The organism is Candidatus Liberimonas magnetica (genome assembly GCA_020523885.1).
In the GTDB taxonomy this organism is placed as follows: Bacteria; Elusimicrobiota; Endomicrobiia; order Endomicrobiales; family JAFGIL01; genus Liberimonas; species Liberimonas magnetica.
This window is the reverse complement of the sequence record JAJAPY010000002.1, coordinates 57992-78793: the sequence shown is the minus strand read 5'-3', so window position 1 is coordinate 78793 and position 20802 is coordinate 57992. Positions and strand designations below refer to the sequence as shown.

Annotated in this window: 17 protein-coding genes; all 17 read right to left on the bottom strand. The window is 39.6% G+C overall.

The genetic code is table 11. The features are described from left to right. Nucleotides 1–402 precede the first annotated feature (402 nt). Complete coding sequence (locus tag LHV68_01785; protein MCB4790594.1) at nucleotides 403–783, bottom strand: response regulator; 381 nt, start codon at nucleotides 781–783, stop codon at nucleotides 403–405. 379 nt (nucleotides 784–1162) lie between these two features. Then, on the bottom strand, nucleotides 1163–1537 hold the full coding sequence (locus tag LHV68_01780) for a response regulator (GenBank protein ID MCB4790593.1): 375 nt from the start codon (nucleotides 1535–1537) through the stop codon (nucleotides 1163–1165). A gap of 237 nt (nucleotides 1538–1774) precedes the next feature. After that, the gene (locus tag LHV68_01775; GenBank protein MCB4790592.1) at nucleotides 1775–2146 is read right to left on the bottom strand and encodes a response regulator; all 372 of its coding nucleotides are present in this window, start codon (nucleotides 2144–2146) and stop codon (nucleotides 1775–1777) included. Nucleotides 2147–2149: 3 nt separating this feature from the next. Next, on the bottom strand, nucleotides 2150–3748 hold the full coding sequence (locus tag LHV68_01770) for a response regulator (GenBank protein MCB4790591.1): 1599 nt from the start codon (nucleotides 3746–3748) through the stop codon (nucleotides 2150–2152). Nucleotides 3749–3866: 118 nt separating this feature from the next. Beyond that, entirely contained in the window at nucleotides 3867–5633 is a 1767-nt protein-coding gene (locus LHV68_01765) for a hypothetical protein (GenBank protein MCB4790590.1), read from the bottom strand. A 4-nt stretch (nucleotides 5634–5637) separates the two neighbouring features. Beyond that, nucleotides 5638–7158, bottom strand: coding sequence for a HAMP domain-containing histidine kinase (locus LHV68_01760; GenBank protein MCB4790589.1), 1521 nt, complete (start codon nucleotides 7156–7158; stop codon nucleotides 5638–5640). A gap of 9 nt (nucleotides 7159–7167) precedes the next feature. After that, the gene (locus LHV68_01755; protein ID MCB4790588.1) at nucleotides 7168–7791 is read right to left on the bottom strand and encodes a response regulator; all 624 of its coding nucleotides are present in this window, start codon (nucleotides 7789–7791) and stop codon (nucleotides 7168–7170) included. 135 nt (nucleotides 7792–7926) lie between these two features. Further along, complete coding sequence (locus LHV68_01750; protein ID MCB4790587.1) at nucleotides 7927–9024, bottom strand: LarC family nickel insertion protein; 1098 nt, start codon at nucleotides 9022–9024, stop codon at nucleotides 7927–7929. A gap of 79 nt (nucleotides 9025–9103) precedes the next feature. Then, complete coding sequence (gene larB / locus LHV68_01745) at nucleotides 9104–9763, bottom strand: nickel pincer cofactor biosynthesis protein LarB (protein ID MCB4790586.1); 660 nt, start codon at nucleotides 9761–9763, stop codon at nucleotides 9104–9106. A 122-nt stretch (nucleotides 9764–9885) separates the two neighbouring features. Next, nucleotides 9886–10884 (bottom strand): tRNA dihydrouridine synthase DusB, encoded by a 999-nt coding sequence (gene dusB, locus LHV68_01740; GenBank protein ID MCB4790585.1) that lies wholly within the window; start codon nucleotides 10882–10884, stop codon nucleotides 9886–9888. 8 nt (nucleotides 10885–10892) lie between these two features. After that, on the bottom strand, nucleotides 10893–11933 hold the full coding sequence (gene tsaD / locus LHV68_01735) for a tRNA (adenosine(37)-N6)-threonylcarbamoyltransferase complex transferase subunit TsaD (protein ID MCB4790584.1): 1041 nt from the start codon (nucleotides 11931–11933) through the stop codon (nucleotides 10893–10895). A gap of 173 nt (nucleotides 11934–12106) precedes the next feature. Beyond that, entirely contained in the window at nucleotides 12107–13225 is a 1119-nt protein-coding gene (locus LHV68_01730) for a divergent polysaccharide deacetylase family protein (GenBank protein MCB4790583.1), read from the bottom strand. Nucleotides 13226–13233: 8 nt separating this feature from the next. Beyond that, nucleotides 13234–14493, bottom strand: coding sequence for a S41 family peptidase (locus LHV68_01725; GenBank protein ID MCB4790582.1), 1260 nt, complete (start codon nucleotides 14491–14493; stop codon nucleotides 13234–13236). Nucleotides 14494–14716: 223 nt separating this feature from the next. Continuing rightward, nucleotides 14717–16891: a conjugal transfer protein TraF gene (gene traF / locus LHV68_01720; GenBank protein MCB4790581.1), complete on the bottom strand. Its 2175-nt coding sequence runs from the start codon at nucleotides 16889–16891 to the stop codon at nucleotides 14717–14719. Between the two features lie 249 nt (nucleotides 16892–17140). Then, the gene (locus LHV68_01715) at nucleotides 17141–18277 is read right to left on the bottom strand and encodes a peptidoglycan DD-metalloendopeptidase family protein (GenBank protein MCB4790580.1); all 1137 of its coding nucleotides are present in this window, start codon (nucleotides 18275–18277) and stop codon (nucleotides 17141–17143) included. 5 nt (nucleotides 18278–18282) lie between these two features. Next, nucleotides 18283–19008: a permease-like cell division protein FtsX gene (locus LHV68_01710; GenBank protein MCB4790579.1), complete on the bottom strand. Its 726-nt coding sequence runs from the start codon at nucleotides 19006–19008 to the stop codon at nucleotides 18283–18285. Nucleotides 19009–19748: 740 nt separating this feature from the next. Next, nucleotides 19749–20798: a polysaccharide pyruvyl transferase CsaB gene (gene csaB / locus LHV68_01705; protein MCB4790578.1), complete on the bottom strand. Its 1050-nt coding sequence runs from the start codon at nucleotides 20796–20798 to the stop codon at nucleotides 19749–19751. Nucleotides 20799–20802: the final 4 nt, after the last annotated feature.

Below are 20802 nucleotides of genomic sequence, written 5' to 3'. Positions count from 1 at the left end.
TGTTACTAGCGACCACATTAGAGTTATAAGTAGAATAAAAAACAGTGCTCTTTTACTTATTTCCTGACTGATTTGCCACGAAGAGTTTTGCTCAACGGTTTGGGCCTGATGTTCAATTGGCTTAACCGTATCTTTTTTAATGAAGGCGGGGACGTTTTTTCCACTGCTGTTTCTTTCAAATTCTGAGTTGTTATTAACACAAGAACATGGTTTATACAACACTAATAGTACTATACACACAAATAACAGTAATTTCAGAAAATAGTTAAATTTCATTATAAACCTTATTACGATCCAGCCTGGAAAGCGCAGCTCCCCATTGCGGGACTACGGACGCCTATCTGGCATTTGGGAGGTTTTAAACCGGATCATAAACCGTATGTATCGCAAATAAAAATTAATTTATTTGTTTTTAAGTATCTCTTTGATTTTATTTACGATCAATGAAACTGAAAACGGCTTTTCTAAATATGCATTTATTTTTAATTCATCTATTATTCTATCGGCCTGATTTTTTGCAATATCTTTTCCTGTCATGATAATAACCGGTATATCCGCAGTTTGGGGACTACTTTTTAGCCTCATATTCACAGAATTTCCGTCAAACTTCGGTATCATTATATCAAGCACTATCAGGTCATATTTTTCTTTTTCAATCATATCAATTGCGCTAAGGCCGTCATATGCTTCGGAAACCTTAAACCCGTTACTCTCCAAAGCTAATTTAAGAACAGTTACTATATCCTTTTCATCCTCAATAATAAGGATTTTTTTTAGACCCATAAAACCTCCTGTTTAAAATAGCGTAATGTCAAAAATTTGCTTCTTGTTATTATTTGCGCCTTAATTCATTTTTTTATTTTGCTTAATAATAAAACCTATATTTTTAAGCTGAAACCTAAAGTGATGCATTGAGTTTTATTGTATTAGCCCCTGCTGGCGCAAGCCGAGGAGCGGCAGATTCTGGGCCTGCCTTGAGTTTAAAACCGCTAAATATTAGCGCTAATGGCTCCAGGATACATTCTTTGCCGCTAATAATTGGCGAATTTTCAAATTTTCTTGTCTTTTTGGCTTCTATCTGCCTAAGATGGAGAGGCTTTCTGTAAGGCGGGATGATTTAGAGTATGGCGGACAAAGCCAATTGTTTCTTTTTGGCGCAAACTTATTCCATCAATTGAGCTAAAATGGATTTTCTTAAATATTTAAGGTCAAAGGGTTTGAAAATGCAATCATAGGCACCGAGCCTGAAGGCTTCAACAACTTTTTCTGCATCACGGTACGCAGTGATCATGATAGCTGGCAGTTCGGGTTTTATTGCCTTTACCTGCTTTAAAGCCTCTATGCCGTTTAATTCCGGCATAGCCATGTCAAGGAGTATCAGATCAACGGGATATTCTTTCACTTTCTCGACTGCCTGCTTGCCATTCTTGGCAGTCAAGACCCTGAACCCCTCATTGCTCAGAAACTCTCCCAAAATAAGCAATATATCAGGTTCATCGTCAACTATGAGTATCTGGCTTTTTTTACCGTTTTTCATTTTCACCTCCTTATCGTCGCGCCTTCGCTCAGGCTTATCCCGCCATGGCGGGATTGTTTCGGCTTCGAGCGGAATCTGCTTCGCCGAAACGCTCCCCATAGGGAAACCTAAGGTTTCCCTTCTGGCGTCCCGATTTTATCGGAACTGTCATCCCTTCCTAATAGGATTAAAACTTTATTTTGTCGCGCCTTCGCTCAGGTTCAGGTTGTCCGTCGAAACGTTCTATTTTGATTAAAGCTATGTCTTGTTAAATATATCGTTAATTGCTGTTCTTAAATCTTTAAGGTCAAAAGGCTTAAAAATACAATTCAAAGCTCCGGTTTTATAAACCTTCTTAATGACCTCGGGATTGTGATAAGCCGTTACCATGATCGCTTTCGTTCCGGGTTTAAATTCCCTCATCTTTTCTAAGACATCGATCCCGCTTAAAATCGGCATAGAGATATCAAGAATTGATAAGTCATAGTCCGTTTCACAAAATTTTGATAAGGCCTCTGTGCCGTTATTGACACAAACTACTTCGTGTCCTTCGTCGGCTAAAAAATCACCCAAAACTCCGAGTATATCCGGATCATCGTCAACTACCAGTATTTTCTTTTTATTATTCATTTTTTAAATCTTTTTTTCTTCAACGGTCTTAAGGGGCAGAACAACAAAGAACTTTGCGCCTTTTCCGGGCATTGATTCAACCCAGATTTTCCCGTTATGCGCAAGTACAGAAGACCTGACTATTGAAAGGCCTAGGCCAAAACCCGGATATTCCCTTGACATGGAACCGTCAACCTGATAAAATTGATCAAAAATATTTTTTTGTTTATCCTCTGGTATGCCTATACCTGAATCCGCCACAGTGATAAGGACGCTGTCTTTGTTTTCAAGCCTGTATCCAAGCCTTACCCAGCCTTTTTTCGGAGTAAACGTCACGGCGTTTGCAAGAAGGTTGGATAAAATCTGCTTGACTTTTTCTCTGTCCGCTGTCATCATGATTTCTTCGGTTTTGTCTATATTCTCAAATCCCAAGGAAATACCTTTTTCTTTTGCTTTAAAAGCAAAGTCCGATACAGTCTCATCCATTAACTTTCGCAGTGAAAATTTTAATAAGCTCAGCTTTGATTGTTTGGCCTCCATAGTTGAAAAATTAAGCACTTCATTAATAAGATAATTCATCCTCACGGTATTTCTTGCCATAAGTTCCATTATATCGTCCGTTTTTTTGCTGGTTGACCCTGACATGTAGCTTTGTAACAGTTCTACGGCACCGCTTATAGCCATTAACGGCGTTCTAAGTTCATGAGAAACTTTGGCCACAAATTCAGATTTTAATTTGTCAAGCTCCCTTAAAGCCTGATTATGCCTTGTCGCTGACAGCATCATAGTGGCATGGAAAGCAAATGTTTGAAGGGATTCAAGGTCATGAGAATTGAATTGGTATTTGGTACCTTGCACAAAACGGTTTAAACTAAGCACACCTAATATCATCCCCTGATCAATTAACGGAACTACCATAGAAGAAACTATTTCTTTTCTTTTCGGCAAGTCTTTGAATTGGGGCAAGTTATCTAAGCCGTTTTGAATAAGCAGCGGTTCTTTTTTTTCAGCTACCCAGCTTAGGATTTTCCCGCCATCATCTATACCTTTATCGGCTACGGGCCCGACAATAGCCAGAGGGAACAGTTTATTCTCATCACGCTTAAAAACAAAGATAGAACCTGAATCACATTTTAAGCCTTTAATAGCGCTTTCCAATACTAAATTAGCCAGATTTTCTTCAGTAAGCTGTTTTGTCACTTCCTGGGAGTGCTTATAAAAGTATATTATTTCACGAGAAATGTTTTCTTTTCTTTTCAGTTGAGCGTGGTCAAGGGCTTTCTTTACCGAATCAACAAGTTCATAAATGTTAAACGGCTTTGTTATATAGTCATAGGCACCTCTTTTCAAACACTCGATTGCAGTTTCAATAGTTGCCTGGCCTGTCATAACTAAAACTTCAGTATTTGGGTATAAGGATTTTATGTTGGTTATTATATCTAACCCGGACAACTCGCCTAATTTCAGATCGGTTAAGACAAGGTCGAACATTCCTTCAGGAATAAGCTTCAGCGCTTCTTCCCCGCTTGATACCAAAAAAACAATATATTTTTCCCTTACCAGCACTTTCCTGCAAAGCTCAAGAATTCCAGGCTCGTCGTCTACTACCAATATCTTTTCCATAAATATCCGTTTATTCTAGTCAATTTGAGACCACCGAAAAAAGCCTCATCGGCCTTGATTACAATGGTTTCAGGTATTTTAACTAAACTCTTTAAAACCGTTTATTCATTTGATTGATTTATAATTCTTTTTGCGGCTTATTTGATTCTATTGACTTCTTGTTCTTTTTCTCAAGGCTCTGGCGCAGCTGTATTTCTTTGTGCAGCTGGTCGTTAAGTTTTTCCTTTTCCAATTGCAAGAATTGATGTTTTTTCTGCCATTCTAAGTTCGCTCTTTCATATTTATCTTCCAGTATCTTTATATGATTTTCCAGCTCTTTTATATTTTCAAGCCTGCCTGAAGATTCATTCTTTTCTACATGATATTTGTTTTGGAGTTCTGATATTTGTCCGTTTAAAATGTCAGTTTCTTTTTTTAATCTTATTATTTCATTTTCCCTTGACTGGACCTGGCTGTCGGATTTTGATTTCACGTCCTCGATCTGTTTCTTTAGGAACTCCTGTTCATTCTGCAATACTATTTGCCAGTCCTTTTCCTTTAAAGACAGCTGTTCCATAAGCTTCTTTTTGTCTTCTTCAAGATACTGCAATCGCTGGCTGTCTTGATGGGTTTTCTCCTTTTCTACCTGTAAAAGCCTTTTTTGTTCTGCTAAAGCAGTTGATATTTCATTGGTGCTTCTTTGTAATCTTATTATTTCGTCATCCTTAAGCTGGCTGACGCGGTTAAACTCCGCTAATATCTCAGACTGCCGTTTTTTAAAATTATTTTGCTCATCTGCGACCACTTTTTTCCATTCGCTTACAAGCTCGTCTCTCTGGGAAATCAAACGCGCTATCTCCTGTTCTTTTTTCCCCAGTGCGGTTTCCACTTCTGCCTTTGACTTTTGTTCTTCCTGCAGCTGAAGTTCTATTATTTTAAACGATTCCTGAAGGTTCGAGAGCTGCTGCCCGGCATCTTTTGTCATTGAAGCTTCTCTTGCATCTGCTTCCATTTTATATTTTTCAAATTTCTCAATTTCCCCCTTCAAAGATTTATTCCATTCAAAACTGTTTTTTTCTTTTTCTTTTATTACCCTATCCCTGTCTTCTTCTATCTCTTTAATTTTTGCCTTCAGCTGTGACAACTGCAGTTGCAATTCATTCTCTTTCTGGATCTTTAAGTTCATTTGAGAAGTAAGGTCCTGGTATGTTTGCTCAAGACCGTTTAACTTGGCATCTTTTTTTTCGCTTGACCTGTCATAGCTTTGCCTTTCATCCTTTATTATCTGCTCAAGGCCTGCTACCTGGTCCTTTAATATATTCGATTCTTCTTCGAAATGGGCTTTTTCCGTTATCCAGGCCTGTTCTTTTTTTAAATAAGTTTCTTTTATTCCATTCAGTTCGTCTTCTTTAAGGTTTAACTCTTCTTTTAGCTTCTCTATCTGTTCATAGAACGTTTTCCTTGCCTGGCCAGCCCTGCTTTGTTCAAGCATATATTTTTTTTGCGCCGAATTCGCTTCTTCCTTGAACTTACGAACCTCATCGCTTACCTGCTCCCATCTTTCAGAGTCGGCCTGTTTTTTTAATCGCAGCTCCTTTATCTTTTCCTTCATCAACTGCATCTGGTCCTGTTTCTCCGCATCGAATTGGGCTTGAAGCTGTTTTATTCGTTCCTGATTCTCGGCCAGCTGGCTTTTTACTGAAAGCAGCTCTTGCTGTTTTTGTGCAAATAAAGTTTCCCAATTCCTTATTTCCTTCTCATATTTTTTCTTTAGCAGATACAGTGTTTCCTTTGCTATATCCTGTTCTGCCTGCATCAGGTCATTCACTATCTTTTCAGCAGAATCTAAATTAGGAGACTCCAGCTTATCAAGATAGGAATTAAATTTATTATTTTCCTTATTCATTTTATTATGTTTTTACCTTGGCAACGGCTACAGCCGATGGTTTTTTTTCAGGTATCTGTTCAGAAAAGAGTTTTGTGACCTTTTCTTTTTCGTCCGGCTGGTTATGGCTTATGGGGAGCCTTATTAGAAAACTTGCACCTTTGTTTTCACCGTCACTTTTTACGAGAATCTCTCCGTTATGCCTTTTGACTATGCTATAGCTGATGGTCAGGCCGAGCCCCGTTCCTTTTCCAATATCCTTTGTGGTAAAAAACGGGTCAAAAACATGGCCTATATTTTCCTTCTTTATGCCTAGACCTGTATCAGCAAAAGCAATTTCCAGGATATTATTTTCAACCATACTTGCAGAAATATATAACTTACCGCCGTCCGGCATTGCATGTATGGCATTATTTACTATGTTTAGAAAGACCTGCTGGATATGTCCCGGAGAGACCTGAACATACGGCATGGGGTCGGGAATATCCTTTTCGAGTACTATTTTTCTGGAATTCATTTCGCTTTTTGTGAATTCAAGGGTTTCATTTACTAATTCATTTATATCGGTCGGAATGAACTTGTAATTCTTTTCCCTTGCAAAATCAAGTAATGCCCGAACTATAGTGCGGCATCTTTGAGCGGCTATCTCTATGCGTTCCACATTGCGCCTGTAAGGGCTGTCCGGAGAAAGTTTTTCAAGAAGCAATTGAGCCTGTCCCAGGACTCCGGTTAAAGGATTATTTATCTCATGAGCGACCCCACCGGCAAGCTGTCCTATGGAAGACATCCTGTCCATCTGAACGATTTGCAGCTGCAAGTTCCGCAAATTCTCGATCATGCTGTTAAAACTTTCCGCCAGCTTGGCTATTTCATCCTTGGAATTTATCCTGATGCGGTACTCCAGGTTACCATCCCCAATCATCTTAGTGCCCTGTTGAAAGACCATTAAAGGATAGATAATGGACTTAAAGATCAGAAGGCTCATTAGACCGCTCAATAAGACCGATAAAATACTTATACCCAAGGAAGATATTATGCTTAATTTATTTATATCCATCATTGTTTTATCTAATTTGATGATCGTATCTGCATGTTTCTGTATCAATAATTCTATTTTAAATTTCAAATCCCCGTTTAACAAGGCCAGTCTTTTGGAAAGAATATCCTCGAATTGCCGGACAGGCAGGCCCTTATTGTCAGTCACTATCTTAACCAATCTTTTATACTGGCCGTGCCATTCATCAAATTCCGGAGGGTTGGATAATTCGATCATTTTTTTTGTGATCAAGGAGTCATAGAGGTAAAACTTGTTGAGATGTTCAGGCTGTCCCGTGGAGCGGTAATTATCAAGGCTTTGGGTTTGGAAATTGTAATCCTGATAGATATTCTGATATAAATACAGCTGGGAATAATTTTTCACTATTTCACTGCTGAAATTCTTGTTCATAACGCTGAATGAAACAAGCATGATACCCATGAAAATTATAAGTAAAATAAAAAAAGCAAAAGTTATAATTAACCTGAGTTTAATTGTGATTTTGTTCATATTTTTTATTTAGCTTGCTTTTTCAAGCATAGAGGTGATCTTCTCTTTTAAGGTCTGCACATCCATGGGTTTTGCCAGGTAATCATTGGCACCGCAGTCTAATATTTTTTTTCTGTTTTCTTCGGAATCATAGCCAGTTATAGCAAGTATCCTGGTGCTGTTTAAAAACTCACTGGAACGTATCTGCTGGCAAACCTCAAAACCATTTACCCCAGGAAGCATCAGGTCAAGGATTATCAAATCAGGCAGGTATTCGTTCAGCATCCTTCCGGCGCTGAACCCGTTATAGACTATCTTCACTTCGTAATCAGGGAACTGATGGTTGATAAGTTCATTTACAAGGTCGCCGAATTCAGGCTCATCGTCAATAACAAGTATTTTCTTTCTTATCTTGGAAGAAAGCATGTCCTTTTTAATATCCTCCATAGTCATACCTTTCTTATTCAAAAACTGGATCTTACTGATAGCTGTAAGAGTGGATTCCTTGTCATAAAGCCTGTGGCCGCCCTGTGTTTCGCTTGCCACCAGGATCAAGCCGATATCTGTATAATACCTTACGGTTGAGGGAAGTACGCCGGCAAGTTTAGATACTTCAGAAATCTTTAATAATTCTTTTGAACGTTTTTTCATCATTTTTACCTCTCCCCCTAATTTTACCAGCAAAATTTATAAAATTATATGAAATTTGAGTAACAAAATTACTTAAACATCACACTTCACGTTTACACTATTTTTTTAGCAGATTATATATCAAATGTCAAGTAGAACTTATAGAAGTATATTTTTTAAAGGTATTTTTCTGGCAATAGACTTTTTTTTGGCTACTTCAAACTCAAGATTTGATTTAACCTTCCCGTTTTTAAGGAAAGCTATTTTTATATCATTAATTCGTTTCCTTTTCAATATATACCTTTTGTTTTCCTGCCGTCTGATCCCCAGGGTCGTGGTTTCATTAAATATAGTATCGACTATTGTTTTCTCTTTCTCCCTTTCACACATTACGGATAAAACAATACCGGGCCTTCCTTTTTTCATTAATACCTGTTCAAGCCAGGCATCTTTTGCTCCGAGCGTTAAAAGCTTGTCTATCAAGTATGGAAATATTCTGGGGTCCATATCATCTATATTTGTGTCAAGTAATATTACTTCATCCTGGCCGTAATAAGTTAACTGTTTTTTTGTATTTTGAGCTTCCCCGATCATTACCGCAAGATAATTGTTAGCTGCTTTAATAGTCCCTGCTCCCATTCCGGACCTTTCAAGCCTGATTAACGGCATGTCGCCAAACCCTTTGGAGATATTGGAAATAATTGCAATCCCGGTCGGGGTTGCAAGCTCCAACACGGAATTATTTGAATAAACAGGTAGTTTTCTTTCTTTTATCATAGCCAACGATGCCGGCGCCGGTTTCCCGATGTTTATAAATGAAGAATACACCTCATCAATTCCCAATAGATCTAAAGCTATGGAAACCCCGACTACATCTATCATAGTATCTAATGAATTCAATTCATGGAAATGGGCCTGGTTTTTCTTGATCTTATGTGCGCTTGCTTCAGCGCTTATCAGCAAACTAAGTATTTTCAAACTAACTACCTTGGCCTTTGAAGACAGTCCGCTGTTCTTTATTAAGCCAAGCATACTGCCAGGAGAATTGAAATGCTTTTCCCCCTGAACTTTCAATTGCTTTAGCGGAATATGGTATAAAGAATCCGTAGCCTTTGTTATAAGTCTCCAATTTCCCAGTTTTAGCCCATTTTTAATGACGCTTTCCAAATGTTTTACTGATAACCCGGCATCTATCAAAGATGCCAGTATCATATCGCCTGCTATGCCGCTTGAACAATTAAAATAAGCTATTTTCATATAAATCCCTTTAAAATCAACCTTGCAAATTTAACAATATATATTTCACATTTTGCATTTTGCACTTTTCATTTTGCAATTATTCTTTGCACATAAGGCTCGCGATGACTCCGGCTCCAAAACCGTCGTCGATATTTACAACACTGACGTTTGGCGCACAGGAATTAAGCATGGTCAGCATCGCGGAAACACCTTTAAATGAGACCCCGTAGCCTATAGAGGTAGGGACACCTATTACAGGGCAACTAACCAACCCCCCTACAACGCTTGCAAGCGCTCCTTCCATACCTGCACACACCACTACGCATGAAGCATTAAGTAGTTTTTCCTTGTGCTTGTACAGCCTGTGTATCCCTGATACGCCTACATCATATATCCTTTCAACTTTTGCGCCTATAACCTCGGCAGTTAAAGCAGCTTCTTCTGCTGCAGGAATATCTCCGGTTCCGGCAGTAACTACACAAATATACTTTTTTAGGCCGTTTGGATGAAATTTATCAGGATATTTTACCACAATTAGTTTTGCCGCAGCAAAATACCGGGCTTTTTTAAATCTCTTCTTTACTGCAGAAAATACGGTCTTATCAGCCCTTGTAATGAGAACAGGCCCGTTTTTTCCGCATAACGTCTTTGTTATAGAGACTATCTGAGCAGTGGTCTTTCCCGGCGCATAAACAGCTTCGGGAAAACCCTGGCGCTCATACCTTTCCGGTTCAGGGAAATAATGGCTGTGTTTCATAATTCATCCTTAATTCTCTAGAACGTCATTTATTGCAAATTTTAACTTTTCCAATCATTGCTTGTGACTTTCAATTTGAAATTTTCATTTTTCACTTTGCAATTTGCATTAACTTTTTTTATCTATTCAAAGTACGGAGATTTCCATACGTGAGACAATAATTCGTCAAGCTGATAGAGGTTCTCGATATGATTGAACCTTTCGCGTATTCTTGTGGCGTTAGGCAAGCCTTTAAGATAGTATGGCGCCAGCTTTCTTAAACGGATGATCCCTATTTTTCCGCCATAATAATCCATTGACAATTTAGCATGTCTTTTAAGGTACTCTGCCCTGAGCTCCCAGGAAGGAGATTTTAGAACCTCTCCGTTTCTAAAATAATATTCTATCCTGTTAAAAATATGGGGATCACCTATAGCTGCCCTGCCCACCATAATACCGCTGCACCCTGTTGCATCCATGAACTCAAAGGCCGATTTTTCATCATATATACCGCCGTTCCCTATGATAGGTATCTTTGCAACTGCCACGGCTTCTTTTATTGCCTTAAGGTCAGGAGCACCCGAATGCATAAATTCCGCTGCACGCCCGTGAATTATGACTGCGCTTACACCTGTTTCCTGGCATAATTTTATTATTTGAGGCGCAAGGTTTTCATTTAACAGATTGCCTGTCCTAGTCTTTACCGTAACCGGTATTTTAACTACGGATATTACCTTTTCAAGGATGTCACACATCAATTTTTGATTTTTGAGCAAACTGGCCCCGGCGCCTGTCTTTATAACTTTATTTACAGGGCAGCCGAAGTTAATATCGACTACAGCAGCGCCGCTGTCTTCGACTATTTTTGCGGCTTCAGCCATTACTCCGGGGTTTGACCCGAATATCTGCACACTTACAGGATGTTCTTCTTCAGACAGATTTAGCATCTTCCTTGTCTTTTTATCGTTATAGGATAAGGCATTGGAAGATAACATCTCGGCACAAACAAGCCCTGCGCCGCCCTCTTTTGCCAATAACCGGAAAACCGAATCCGTTACCCCTGCCATGGGAGCCAACATCAGGTTATTCTTAAGTTCCAGTTTCCCTATTTTCAACTGTGTGCAAACCGCTGTTTTATTCATATTCTATCCTACCAACTTTGTAGTTTTAAATTAGGTTCTATCTTAGTTTCAATAACTTTTTTAATCCCCAGCCTTTTGAATTTATAATACCCGGCACAAGCTATCATGGCCGCATTATCCGTACAAAGCTCTAGCGAAGGCAAATATGCTTTTAATCCTTCTTTCCTGCATCTTTTAAGTACGGCAGAGCGAAGCTCTGAATTTGCCGAAACGCCTCCGCCCAGGACAACTGTATTCATTTTATATCTTTTTGCGGCTTTTATGGTTTTTTCAATCAGAGTTTCCACTACTGCATCTTGAAAAGATGCGGATATATCGGCTTTCTCTTTTCTACTTAAATTTTTGGCCCGCTCTTTATATCCTGAGACTGATTTAACATGGTTTACGACAGCTGTTTTAAGCCCGCTGAACGAAAAATCCCAGCTTGGCCATAAGAACGGCCTGGGGAACCTGATCCTGGAACTATTTCCTTTTTTTGAGATATTGTCTATCACCGGCCCTCCAGGATAACCTAGCCCTAGCAGTTTTGAGACCTTGTCAAAAGCTTCGCCTGCGGCATCATCCCTGGTAGCTCCGATCAGATTATATTTTCCGTAACCTTTAACTATTACAAGTTCTGTGTGACCTCCGGATGCTATTAAACACAAATAAGGAGGCCTAAGGCCCTTATGCTCCAGAAGGGCTGCATATAAATGCCCTTCCAGATGGTTTACATCAACTAGGGGCAACTTATATATGAAAGACAAGGTCTGGGCTGTTATCTGTCCGACTAAAAGAGCGCCGGCCAGCCCGGGTCCTCTAGTGTAAGATACGGCGGATATCTTCTTAGCCAGGTCTTTCTTGTTGATCTTTGCATTATTCAATGCTTCTTCAAATACCAAATTAATATTTTCAAGGTGGGCACGGCTGGCGAGTTCGGGTACTACTCCTGAATACCTGCTGTGTATATTTATCTGGGATGCTACGGCATTAGCTATTACTTTTCTTCCGTCAGAAACTACGGCGATCGACGTTTCATCGCAAGATGTCTCAATACCAAGAATTAACATAAGCAACCTTAATTGCAATTCCTAAAAACCAATTTCGAAATTCGATAAAAACTGCAACATCAAATATCTAAATTCTAAAAACATTGACTTTACGACTTACATTTTTCTTTTCTGCTATTTTGGTTATTGATTATTTTTTCGATATTCGAAATTCGGATTTGTTTTTTGCCTTTCTAAAAAAGATCTTTTAAATATACAAATTCAATGTTATTTTCTTTAAACTTCTCTAAATTCTCTTTAAGGGCCGGGATAACATATTTTCTATGGAAATGGCCTATAGCTATGCACTGGCCGTATTTTTGAGCTGTCTTCATTACCGCAGCCAGCTGCTTATTTATGGAATCCGGTTCATCTTTAACGTCAATAAAAATATCGTTCCTTAAATTTTTCAGGCCTATTTCATTAGCGGTTTTCTTGGCCTTCGAATTTTGAGAAGTATATGAATCAAGGAAAAACAAATTCTCTTTTTTTACAAGATTCAGTAATATCCCCATTTTTTCTTTGTCCGCAGTAAATGCCGAGCCCATATGGTTGCTCACGCCGGCCGCTCCTTTGAGCGAATTAAGGTCTTCATTAAATATTTTTTCTATCTCTTTGCCGTTCATCTTCAAAAGAAGAGCGAATTTTCCGGGGTTTTCGGCGGGATATTTCTCTGGTTCCATAGGCAAATGCATGATAAAAGGCATCTTTAAAGAATTCAGTTTGGCCGCTATCCTGGCTGAATATCTTTCTTTCGGCAATACTGCAAAATTGACCGGTATGCCCAGGCTTAAAAATTCCGAAAGATCTTCTTTATACCCGACGTCATCTATTACGATAGCTACTAGTTTCTTATTTCTAAAGGGTGTTTTTGATTTTTCCAAAAGGACACCTGGGCCATGAGTTTGAAGGAAGGTTACCCTTGAGAATACTTTGTCTTTTTGCTTTATTTCAAAGGTCACCGCATCCGAACTAGCCTTCAGCTGATAAAACTCTAGAGTACTTTTTTTTGCCAGGAGTTCGGTTTGCTGCCTTATTTTTGAAAGGTCGGTTTTATTATTTAATTTTATCTCTTTGTTAAACTCTATCCAGGTGTTAAAACCTGACTTTTTTTTCAGCCTTTGCTGGGATACGATGTTTGAATCATCTATACCGTTAGCCACAAGCACATCTGATAAACCGCTATCGAATTTGATGGCTCTCATGTAATAGTTCTTGGCTTTTCCCTGTAAGAACAACCATAAGACCACTCCAATGAATACAAGTATTATGCCGAAAAACAACCTGATTATACCGCCCTGGCTATCTAACATTATGTTTTTTATTGTTTAGGGGCTGCAAAGAAAATTTCCCTGGCTTTCAACAGTTCTATTGCACGTTCCAGGACAACATCCTTTATGATCTCAGTTTCTTTTACTGCAGGTTTAGGCTCTTTACCCGGTGCAAATATTTCTTCTGCCTGGGCATATAACTTTGCTTCAACTTCATTCGGTATTTCTAAAATTATATCAGGAGCTATACCCCCTTTTCCCGTTGTTTCATCTCTGTGTATGCCTCTTCCCAAAGGCGTATAATACTTTGCGGTCGTAAGCCTTAAAGCATTCCCGTCTTCGACCGGGAATACCGACTGAACGCTTGCTTTTCCGAAAGTGGTAGCACCTACTATCAACGCTCTTTTGAGGTCCTGCATCGCCCCTGCAACTATCTCAGAACCTGAAGCAGAACCCCTGTTGACAAGGACCACCATAGGTATATCCCCGTAATCCGCTTTGCCTCTTGACCGGTATTCCCTGCGGCTATCCGGGTTCCTTCCCTGGGTATAAACGATAAGTTTATCATCGCCTAAAAAATGCTTGCAGACGTCCACAGCCACATCAAGCAGGCCTCCGGGATTATTGCGCAGGTCAAATATCAAAGATTTCATGCCTTCTTCTTTAAGCTTCATTAAAGCTTTATCGAGGTCTTTGTCTGAATTTGCGTTGAATTCCGACAGATGGATATACCCGATATTGTTGGCAAGCATCTTGCTTCTTATTGTTTCGATTTTTATTATCTGCCTTACGATCGTATAATCGACAGGCTCCTTAAAACTATCCCTTGCTATGGAAATAGTCACCTTTGTCCCGGGTTTTCCGCGGAGTTTATTTACAACATCCTCTAAAGTGGAGTCTTTCGTAGATTTCCCTTCTATCTTGACAATCTTATCGTCTGGAAGCACCCCTATCCTGTAGGCTGGTGTGCCCGGCAGCGGGGTTATGACTGTAGGCCAGCCGTCTTTATACGAAAGCCTTATTCCAAGCCCTCCGAACTCCCCCTGTGTTTCTGTAGACATTTCCTTATACGCTTCCGGCTCCATGAACTGAGAGAACGGGTCAAGGGTTTTGACCATCCCTTTTATCGAGCCTACTATCAACTGTTTTGATTCCTTATTTTCCACGTAATTATCTTGTATCAAAGACATAACGTCAACCAGGAGTTTTAACTGGTCATAGGTTTTATCCTCTGCCGCAAAAACCCGGAACCTCGCCGCGCCCAAAACCACAAATACCATCATCGCACCTATCAAAACTGTCTTCTTCATTTTCTCACAACCTCCATAATTTATTTAATCTTAAATTTCGAATAATCAATCCCGAAATCCGAAAAACATCAATACTAAATATTCTAACAACAAATAAATTCAAATTTTTTCTGTTTTCTTTTTGCCTATTGATTATTTTTTCGAAATTCGAAATTGGTTGTTCGAGATTGCTTTTACTTTTTGAATTTCGGTATTCGAATTTCTAAATTGACTTTACTCCCATCTATTTTGTGATCTTTTCCACAATTTGCCGGCAAACATCCCTTAACTCATCCAGCGTCTTAGCTTTCTGATCTACGGACTTTGTGACCTTTCCGGTTTCAACGTCCACCAATGAAACTGTTATGTAATAATCTTCTGCCAGCTTTGACAGCGAACCTGTTAACACGACCTGTACGTTAAGGACCTTACCCATATTAGCTACACATTCCAAGGTTGTACAACCCGACATCTGGAATTTTTGTTCTGCCAGCAGGGTTTCCATGTTTGAGCGGTCAAGTACATTGTAATACCCGTTGCTCACCATATCAGTCCTGATAAAATCAGTTACTACAGATGCATCAGAGGCCGAAGTGCCCTTGCTTTCAAAATCAGTAATGGCTAAATTCAGTCCGCTCGATACTTTTTTAGCGGTTCCTACCGGTGGTTCATTGAGAGCCTCTTTTGGTTCTTCTTTTGGCTCTTCTTGTTTAGGTTCTTTTTTTTCTCCGCCGAAGGTCAGCCCTAACGATAGGTTTACAGCGCCTGAAGACGGAATACTCTGCCCGCTGTCTATCTCAACTGTCTCCGAAGATATCGCACCGGTTATATCGATTACAAAATGTATAAGGTTCAAGGCTATCCCGCCGGTATAGGCCATAGAAGCAGCGCTGTTTGCCAGGTTCTTCATTACACCGCCTCTTAAGGCCAGGTTAGCATAGGATTTATTGAATATATTGTATTCTAATCCGGCATTGACATACCTTGAGCTAAAACCTATGACAGGGGTCTCATTTTGGGTCAGATCGTAATCGAGGGCTAGGGTCATGGGCCTGAACGGCCAGAACGCAATACCGGCCCTTGCCTGGGTGCCTAATTTATATTTGTCGGTGACACCAGCATCAATTGCTGACTGCGGCTGGGTGAACATCGGGTTGTTCAGGTTCCTTAAAAGAAGCCCGACCCTGGTTTTATAATTTTTCTTCATATCATAAAGAAACCCTAGGTCAAGACCGAAACTCGAAGAGGTAGCCATGTCTTTTGTCATGTCTGAGACCAGGTCTTTTGAATCTCCAACATCTCCCTGAAAGACATATTGTCTAACATATCCGACCGTGCCCTGCAAATATTTCAGGTTAAACCCCAAATAGAGGTTCTTAAGTGACTCGTCTATAAATGCAGCATTCATTCCATGGCCCAACGCTATTTCGTCGTAGACTATGCCGGCCAGGGTTACATTTGAATTATTGTTGGAAAAACTTGAACTGTTCCCGCTTTGCAATATATCCTGTAAAAGCGGCTGTATAGTTACTATCGTATCTACCGTTGATTTAATATCCGCATTTGATACACCCTCATTATGTGCCACATTGACAAGAGCGTTGGCTATCTGCTGAGTAGTATAGGTCGTTCCGTTAAACGTCAAACCCACATTAGCCTGGTTAACAAGTATATCCACAGTGGCTTTCAGGTCCTGGCTTGCCGCGGCTAAGCTCCCGTCGGCTATAGTAACATTCGAGCCGGAAGGCGTAACAGTTCCCGGATCAGAAATCAAGTTCTGGATATCCTGGTTCGTAAGCGTAGTCTGGGTTCCAAAGAGTGATTGAAGATCACCGAGGTTTATCCCTCCTAAACCGCCGGCACCCCTGAGTTTATGCAGAGCATTTTTGAGAGCTATAGTGCCGAGCGAAAGGTTGACCAGTTCTACATGAGGTGTCACACCGACTGAAGCAAAATAATTCGCAGATAATCCCCAGGTGCCGTAAGCGCCGTTTAAACCGCCGTTGACGCCTAAAAGCATGCCAAGCCCGCTTTTATTAAGTTTCTGGAGGCTTTGTATCCCTTGAGCAAAAGCCTTTATCTGCTGCAGGTTTATAGCGCTGCCATTTTCCTGGGCATTATTTATGTCGGTAAACTGCTGGGCAGAGTCCGATATCTGTTTGGCTGAATCCAAAATACCGCCGGTAGCTTCAACCTGGACACCGAAAGGTAAATCAATACTTACTCCCGCATGAAGACCGAGTGCCGCCGGGTTCCAGTACTGGGTTTCGGCATTTGTATTTCCCGTACTGTCCCCTACCACAGCCACAGCTGCTCCGCCCATACCAAGGGCTCTTGAACCAAGGATCTTAAACGTATCAGCAGATACCGATCCGGCAAGCAAAAAAACTGCCATACAAACAGCTAAAACCTTTCTCATACAAACCTCCTGTTTACTAAATTCGTAATGTCAAAAATATCTGTGTTTTTATTATCTACGTAGTTGCTTTAAGGCACACAATTTCGAATATCGAAAAAAATTACAATAGCTAATATTCAAAACAGCAAAGTTACTTCAAATTCAATATTTTTGTCTTTTATTCTGTTTCTCTTTTTGCCGTTTTGTCTTATTGGTTATTTTTTCGAAATTCTGTATTCGAAATTCGAGATTGCCGTTTAGAGATTGTCATTATTTAAGCCACAGCATCGGGTCTTCTGCTACTCCGTCGGAACGAACTTCAAAATACAGCACTGCATTCTTATCTCCGTTACTGTTTAAAGTGCCGACAGGGTCGTTTGTTTTTACTTTGCCGCCTTCCTTTACGCTTATTTCACCAAGGTGCCCGTAGATCGTATAGAAACCGCCGCCGTGGTCCAATATAACCATCTGGCCGTAAGCCCGGAACTCGCCGCAGAACATTACTTCCCCGCCTGATACCGCCTTTACAACAGCGCTGTTCTGAGAAAGTATCTTTATGCCGTTGCTTATCAAGTAAGTATCAAGGTCAGGGTGCTTGTTCCTGCCGAAATTCGTTATTACCTTTCCGGTAAGCGGCCAGGGAAGCTGTTTTCTTTTTTCTTTAAAGGCCTTTTTAGCGGCAATTTCCTGCTCGCTCTTCTTTTTCTCTTTAGAGAGCTTAGATAATAATTGCTTTAGTTCCTGCTTTGAAGCCTCAAGCTCACGGATCTCATTCTCTGCCGCAACCCGCTTTCCTATCGCGGTTTCAAGTAGTTTTTCTTTCTGTTTCTTTAAATCCTTATGCTGGCTTGTTGTTTTTATAAGCTGAGTTTCAAGTTCTAAAAGTTTTTTTTGTGCCGCCTGCCATTTGCCTAAAGATATTTTATAAATGCTTTCTTTTTTTTCAGCTCTGACCATATACTCTTTTTTCTTTGAGAGCACTTCACAGTATAATTTTTCAGAGACCAGGTCTGAAAAAACCCTGAAATAACCGTAGTAATACCGGTTAAACAGGTCTGCTTCCTTATTTATGGTATCTTTCCATTTCCCCTTTTCCCAGCCTGCGAACCTTAATTCCTGTCCGATCCTTTTCAGGTTCTGCTGGGCTTTAGTTATTTCTTTTTTTAATGCCGCACCTTTTAATTTCAGGCTCGATACTTTGCTTTCTACCTCGTTCAATTCTTTTTTTGTGCTTTCTTCGTTTTTCTGGTATATTTCTTTCTGGAGCTTTTTTTCCTGAATGGTTTTTTGTACGGAGTCCAGTTCCTGGGATTTTGAATTTATTTCCTGCTTATAGTCATTTACGGATTTGCCATAAACACCGCAATTTATAAAAAGAACTACTGCAATTGTTATATAAAATTTCATTTTTACTAATCTTTCTTTATTGCCAAAGACAGAATTAATCCGTTAAGCAGGAAGTAAGCTATATATCCGCTTGGGATTTGGATAATATTGGGGGCAGAGAAATAATGGCTGAACCCCTTATAAACCAGCCAGCCAAACAAACCCGATGCCAGGCCCTGCAACAAGATGTAGACCATTTCTTTTATAAAAAGCGCCCGTTTGATAAGGAGAATAATATATTTGAAAAAAATAAACAGTCCAGCGATTATCAGCACGGCCTTCCATACAAACTTGTAGAATTGTATTATATTATCGAGCCCTTCGATCATAGAAACCAGGTTTTCATCGAACTTGACTTCTTCGACACCTTCAAAAGACATTAATTTATCTTTAAGCGCCATAATATACGACAAATTTATTATCGAAGTCTCTACGATAAAATAAGGCGAAAACGGGTTTTCGCCGAGTATCATTATGTCATTGACAATAGGTGCGACATGAGGCATGTCCTTGAGGATATCTTCAGGGCTCTTTAATTCCACTTCGCTGATACCGTTTAGATTTATGATCTTTTCTTTTATTACTTCTAAAGACTCAGTTTTATTCTGTTTTTTTATAAAAACTGCAACCTGGTTTTTCGATGAAAGCTGGGCGGAATAGCTATTCGCCAGATAATAGGCGTTTAACCCGAGTCCGGAAAGCGACAAAACAAGGGATATGATCAATAAAGTCAATATATTGTCTATTTTCATATTAGTGTATTATAGAAAAAATTTAACTAATTGTAAATGCCATGCTATATTTTTTGTGCGCGAAGGGCAATATTTTTGCAAGGGCTGAATTATTTTGCTACACTATCAAAAAGTTTAAGAAAGTGCATTAAAATGAAAGAGATTAGATATTTAAATAACTTGGAGTTATTAAGTAAAAAAATACTTGTAACCTTATTAAAGATTATTTTCGTAGTAAGTTTATTGGAAATAGGCCTGCGTTTGGATATACTCAAGTCTTTGTCATTCTAGGACATCGTCAACAAATTCTCCGCACAGCAAAAAAGCAACTACCGCATAGCATGTTTGGGAACATCGATATTGATGAGCGGCAAACATCCTTTCCCTCAACAATTGGAAGAAGTACTGAACAGAAAGAATCTTGGTTTAAAGTTCAGCGTTTTTAATCTTGGATCTCCAGAAAATACTTCTTCGATCATAGTAGAGAATTTAGAATATGTCCTTAGAACCTATAAGCCCAACATGGTGATCGTACTTATGGGAGAGAGAGGCGAACCAGGTTCTAAACCATCTCGACAAAAAGCGTCGTTCCTCTGAAGCAATAAAAACCTTTAAGAAAGCTATTGAGATAAATCCCGGCGGCAGTACGGGTTATATAAACCTGGGTAACTTTTACTACAGGCCTTCAGAAAATAATTTTAAATATCTTGATACCTTCCCAATTATGACCGGTTATTCCGAGAGCGCCTGATAAGGGAAGTTTAAAATAGCTGCATCAGGATATCGGATGTCTTTTGAGCGCGTTTTTTAATAAGGGGAAGCAGCCGGCGCATGTTGTCCTGGAATCTATCCTTATGCTCATATATGTTCAAAGCAAGGTCAAAGGCCTTATCCGGGTTTAGTCCGGTTAAAGGCAATGCCAGGCCCCCATCTATTTCCTTGGCAAAATTTATTATTTTTTCATCATCTGATATAGCGATAAAAGGTACGGCATATAAAGATGCCAAAATCAGGCCGTGCAGCCTCTGGCAGATTATTAAGTCTAATCCTGAATATATTTTAAAAACATCTTCCAGAGATTCCCATTTATATATTTTTTTATTTTGATATTTCATCGCTTTTGATACTTTATCCGCAAAACAATCATCATTCCGGCGCTGGAAAGGTATAAACATTATCTCTCCGGAAAAATGCCCGGCTAACCTGTCTGCCAGGCTTGCGAATTCCTCTGCCCGGGCACCGTTATTTCCTGTATCACGCAAAATAAAAGCTATATTCGGGCTGGATTTTAATTTGTTAAAGGCTATGTTCTCGCTTAGAAATACGGGATCTGCAGTGAGCTCGCACTTTTTCAGGCCTGCCTTCCAGCTTTCAAGGATATTTAAAGACCCTTTGTCTCTTACGGTAATTGTGTCTGCCAATTTCAGGGCTTTTGAGGCGAGTGTACTATTAAAAGCTTTAAGTTCGTTGATGTTTACGGAATAAACGAATATTTTTTTCCCGGATATTTTCGCAATAATTATGACCAGCAAATAATAATAGAGGCTCAAGCTGCTGGTTATATCCTGGAATAACCCGCCGCCGCCCAAGATTACGATATTAGAGTTTATGATATGTTTAACTATCCTGAAAGGGCACCACCTGTTTATCGAAAGGACATTGTAAAGAGATGCTGTGTCTTTTGGGTTTGCTGAAAGGACTGTTATGCCGGGATTTTTTATTTTTAAACGCAGCTCAGAAATTATGGATTTAAGTATTAATTCATCCCCAAGGTTATTAAAACCATAATAGCCGGATATAAGGACATTCATCTAT

What these genes read in the sequence shown, in the direction of transcription:
- LHV68_01785 (MCB4790594.1), bottom strand. Translation starts at nt 783, where the DNA reads ATGGGTCTAAAAAAAATCCTTATTATTGAGGATGAAAAGGATATAGTA.
- LHV68_01780 (MCB4790593.1), bottom strand. Translation starts at nt 1,537, where the DNA reads ATGAAAAACGGTAAAAAAAGCCAGATACTCATAGTTGACGATGAACCT.
- LHV68_01775 (MCB4790592.1), bottom strand. Translation starts at nt 2,146, where the DNA reads ATGAATAATAAAAAGAAAATACTGGTAGTTGACGATGATCCGGATATA.
- LHV68_01770 (MCB4790591.1), bottom strand. Translation starts at nt 3,748, where the DNA reads ATGGAAAAGATATTGGTAGTAGACGACGAGCCTGGAATTCTTGAGCTT.
- LHV68_01765 (MCB4790590.1), bottom strand. Translation starts at nt 5,633, where the DNA reads ATGAATAAGGAAAATAATAAATTTAATTCCTATCTTGATAAGCTGGAG.
- LHV68_01760 (MCB4790589.1), bottom strand. Translation starts at nt 7,158, where the DNA reads ATGAACAAAATCACAATTAAACTCAGGTTAATTATAACTTTTGCTTTT.
- LHV68_01755 (MCB4790588.1), bottom strand. Translation starts at nt 7,791, where the DNA reads ATGATGAAAAAACGTTCAAAAGAATTATTAAAGATTTCTGAAGTATCT.
- LHV68_01750 (MCB4790587.1), bottom strand. Translation starts at nt 9,024, where the DNA reads ATGAAAATAGCTTATTTTAATTGTTCAAGCGGCATAGCAGGCGATATG.
- larB (MCB4790586.1), bottom strand. Translation starts at nt 9,763, where the DNA reads ATGAAACACAGCCATTATTTCCCTGAACCGGAAAGGTATGAGCGCCAG.
- dusB (MCB4790585.1), bottom strand. Translation starts at nt 10,884, where the DNA reads ATGAATAAAACAGCGGTTTGCACACAGTTGAAAATAGGGAAACTGGAA.
- tsaD (MCB4790584.1), bottom strand. Translation starts at nt 11,933, where the DNA reads ATGTTAATTCTTGGTATTGAGACATCTTGCGATGAAACGTCGATCGCC.
- LHV68_01730 (MCB4790583.1), bottom strand. Translation starts at nt 13,225, where the DNA reads ATGTTAGATAGCCAGGGCGGTATAATCAGGTTGTTTTTCGGCATAATA.
- LHV68_01725 (MCB4790582.1), bottom strand. Translation starts at nt 14,493, where the DNA reads ATGAAGAAGACAGTTTTGATAGGTGCGATGATGGTATTTGTGGTTTTG.
- traF (MCB4790581.1), bottom strand. Translation starts at nt 16,891, where the DNA reads ATGAGAAAGGTTTTAGCTGTTTGTATGGCAGTTTTTTTGCTTGCCGGA.
- LHV68_01715 (MCB4790580.1), bottom strand. Translation starts at nt 18,277, where the DNA reads ATGAAATTTTATATAACAATTGCAGTAGTTCTTTTTATAAATTGCGGT.
- LHV68_01710 (MCB4790579.1), bottom strand. Translation starts at nt 19,008, where the DNA reads ATGAAAATAGACAATATATTGACTTTATTGATCATATCCCTTGTTTTG.
- csaB (MCB4790578.1), bottom strand. Translation starts at nt 20,798, where the DNA reads ATGAATGTCCTTATATCCGGCTATTATGGTTTTAATAACCTTGGGGAT.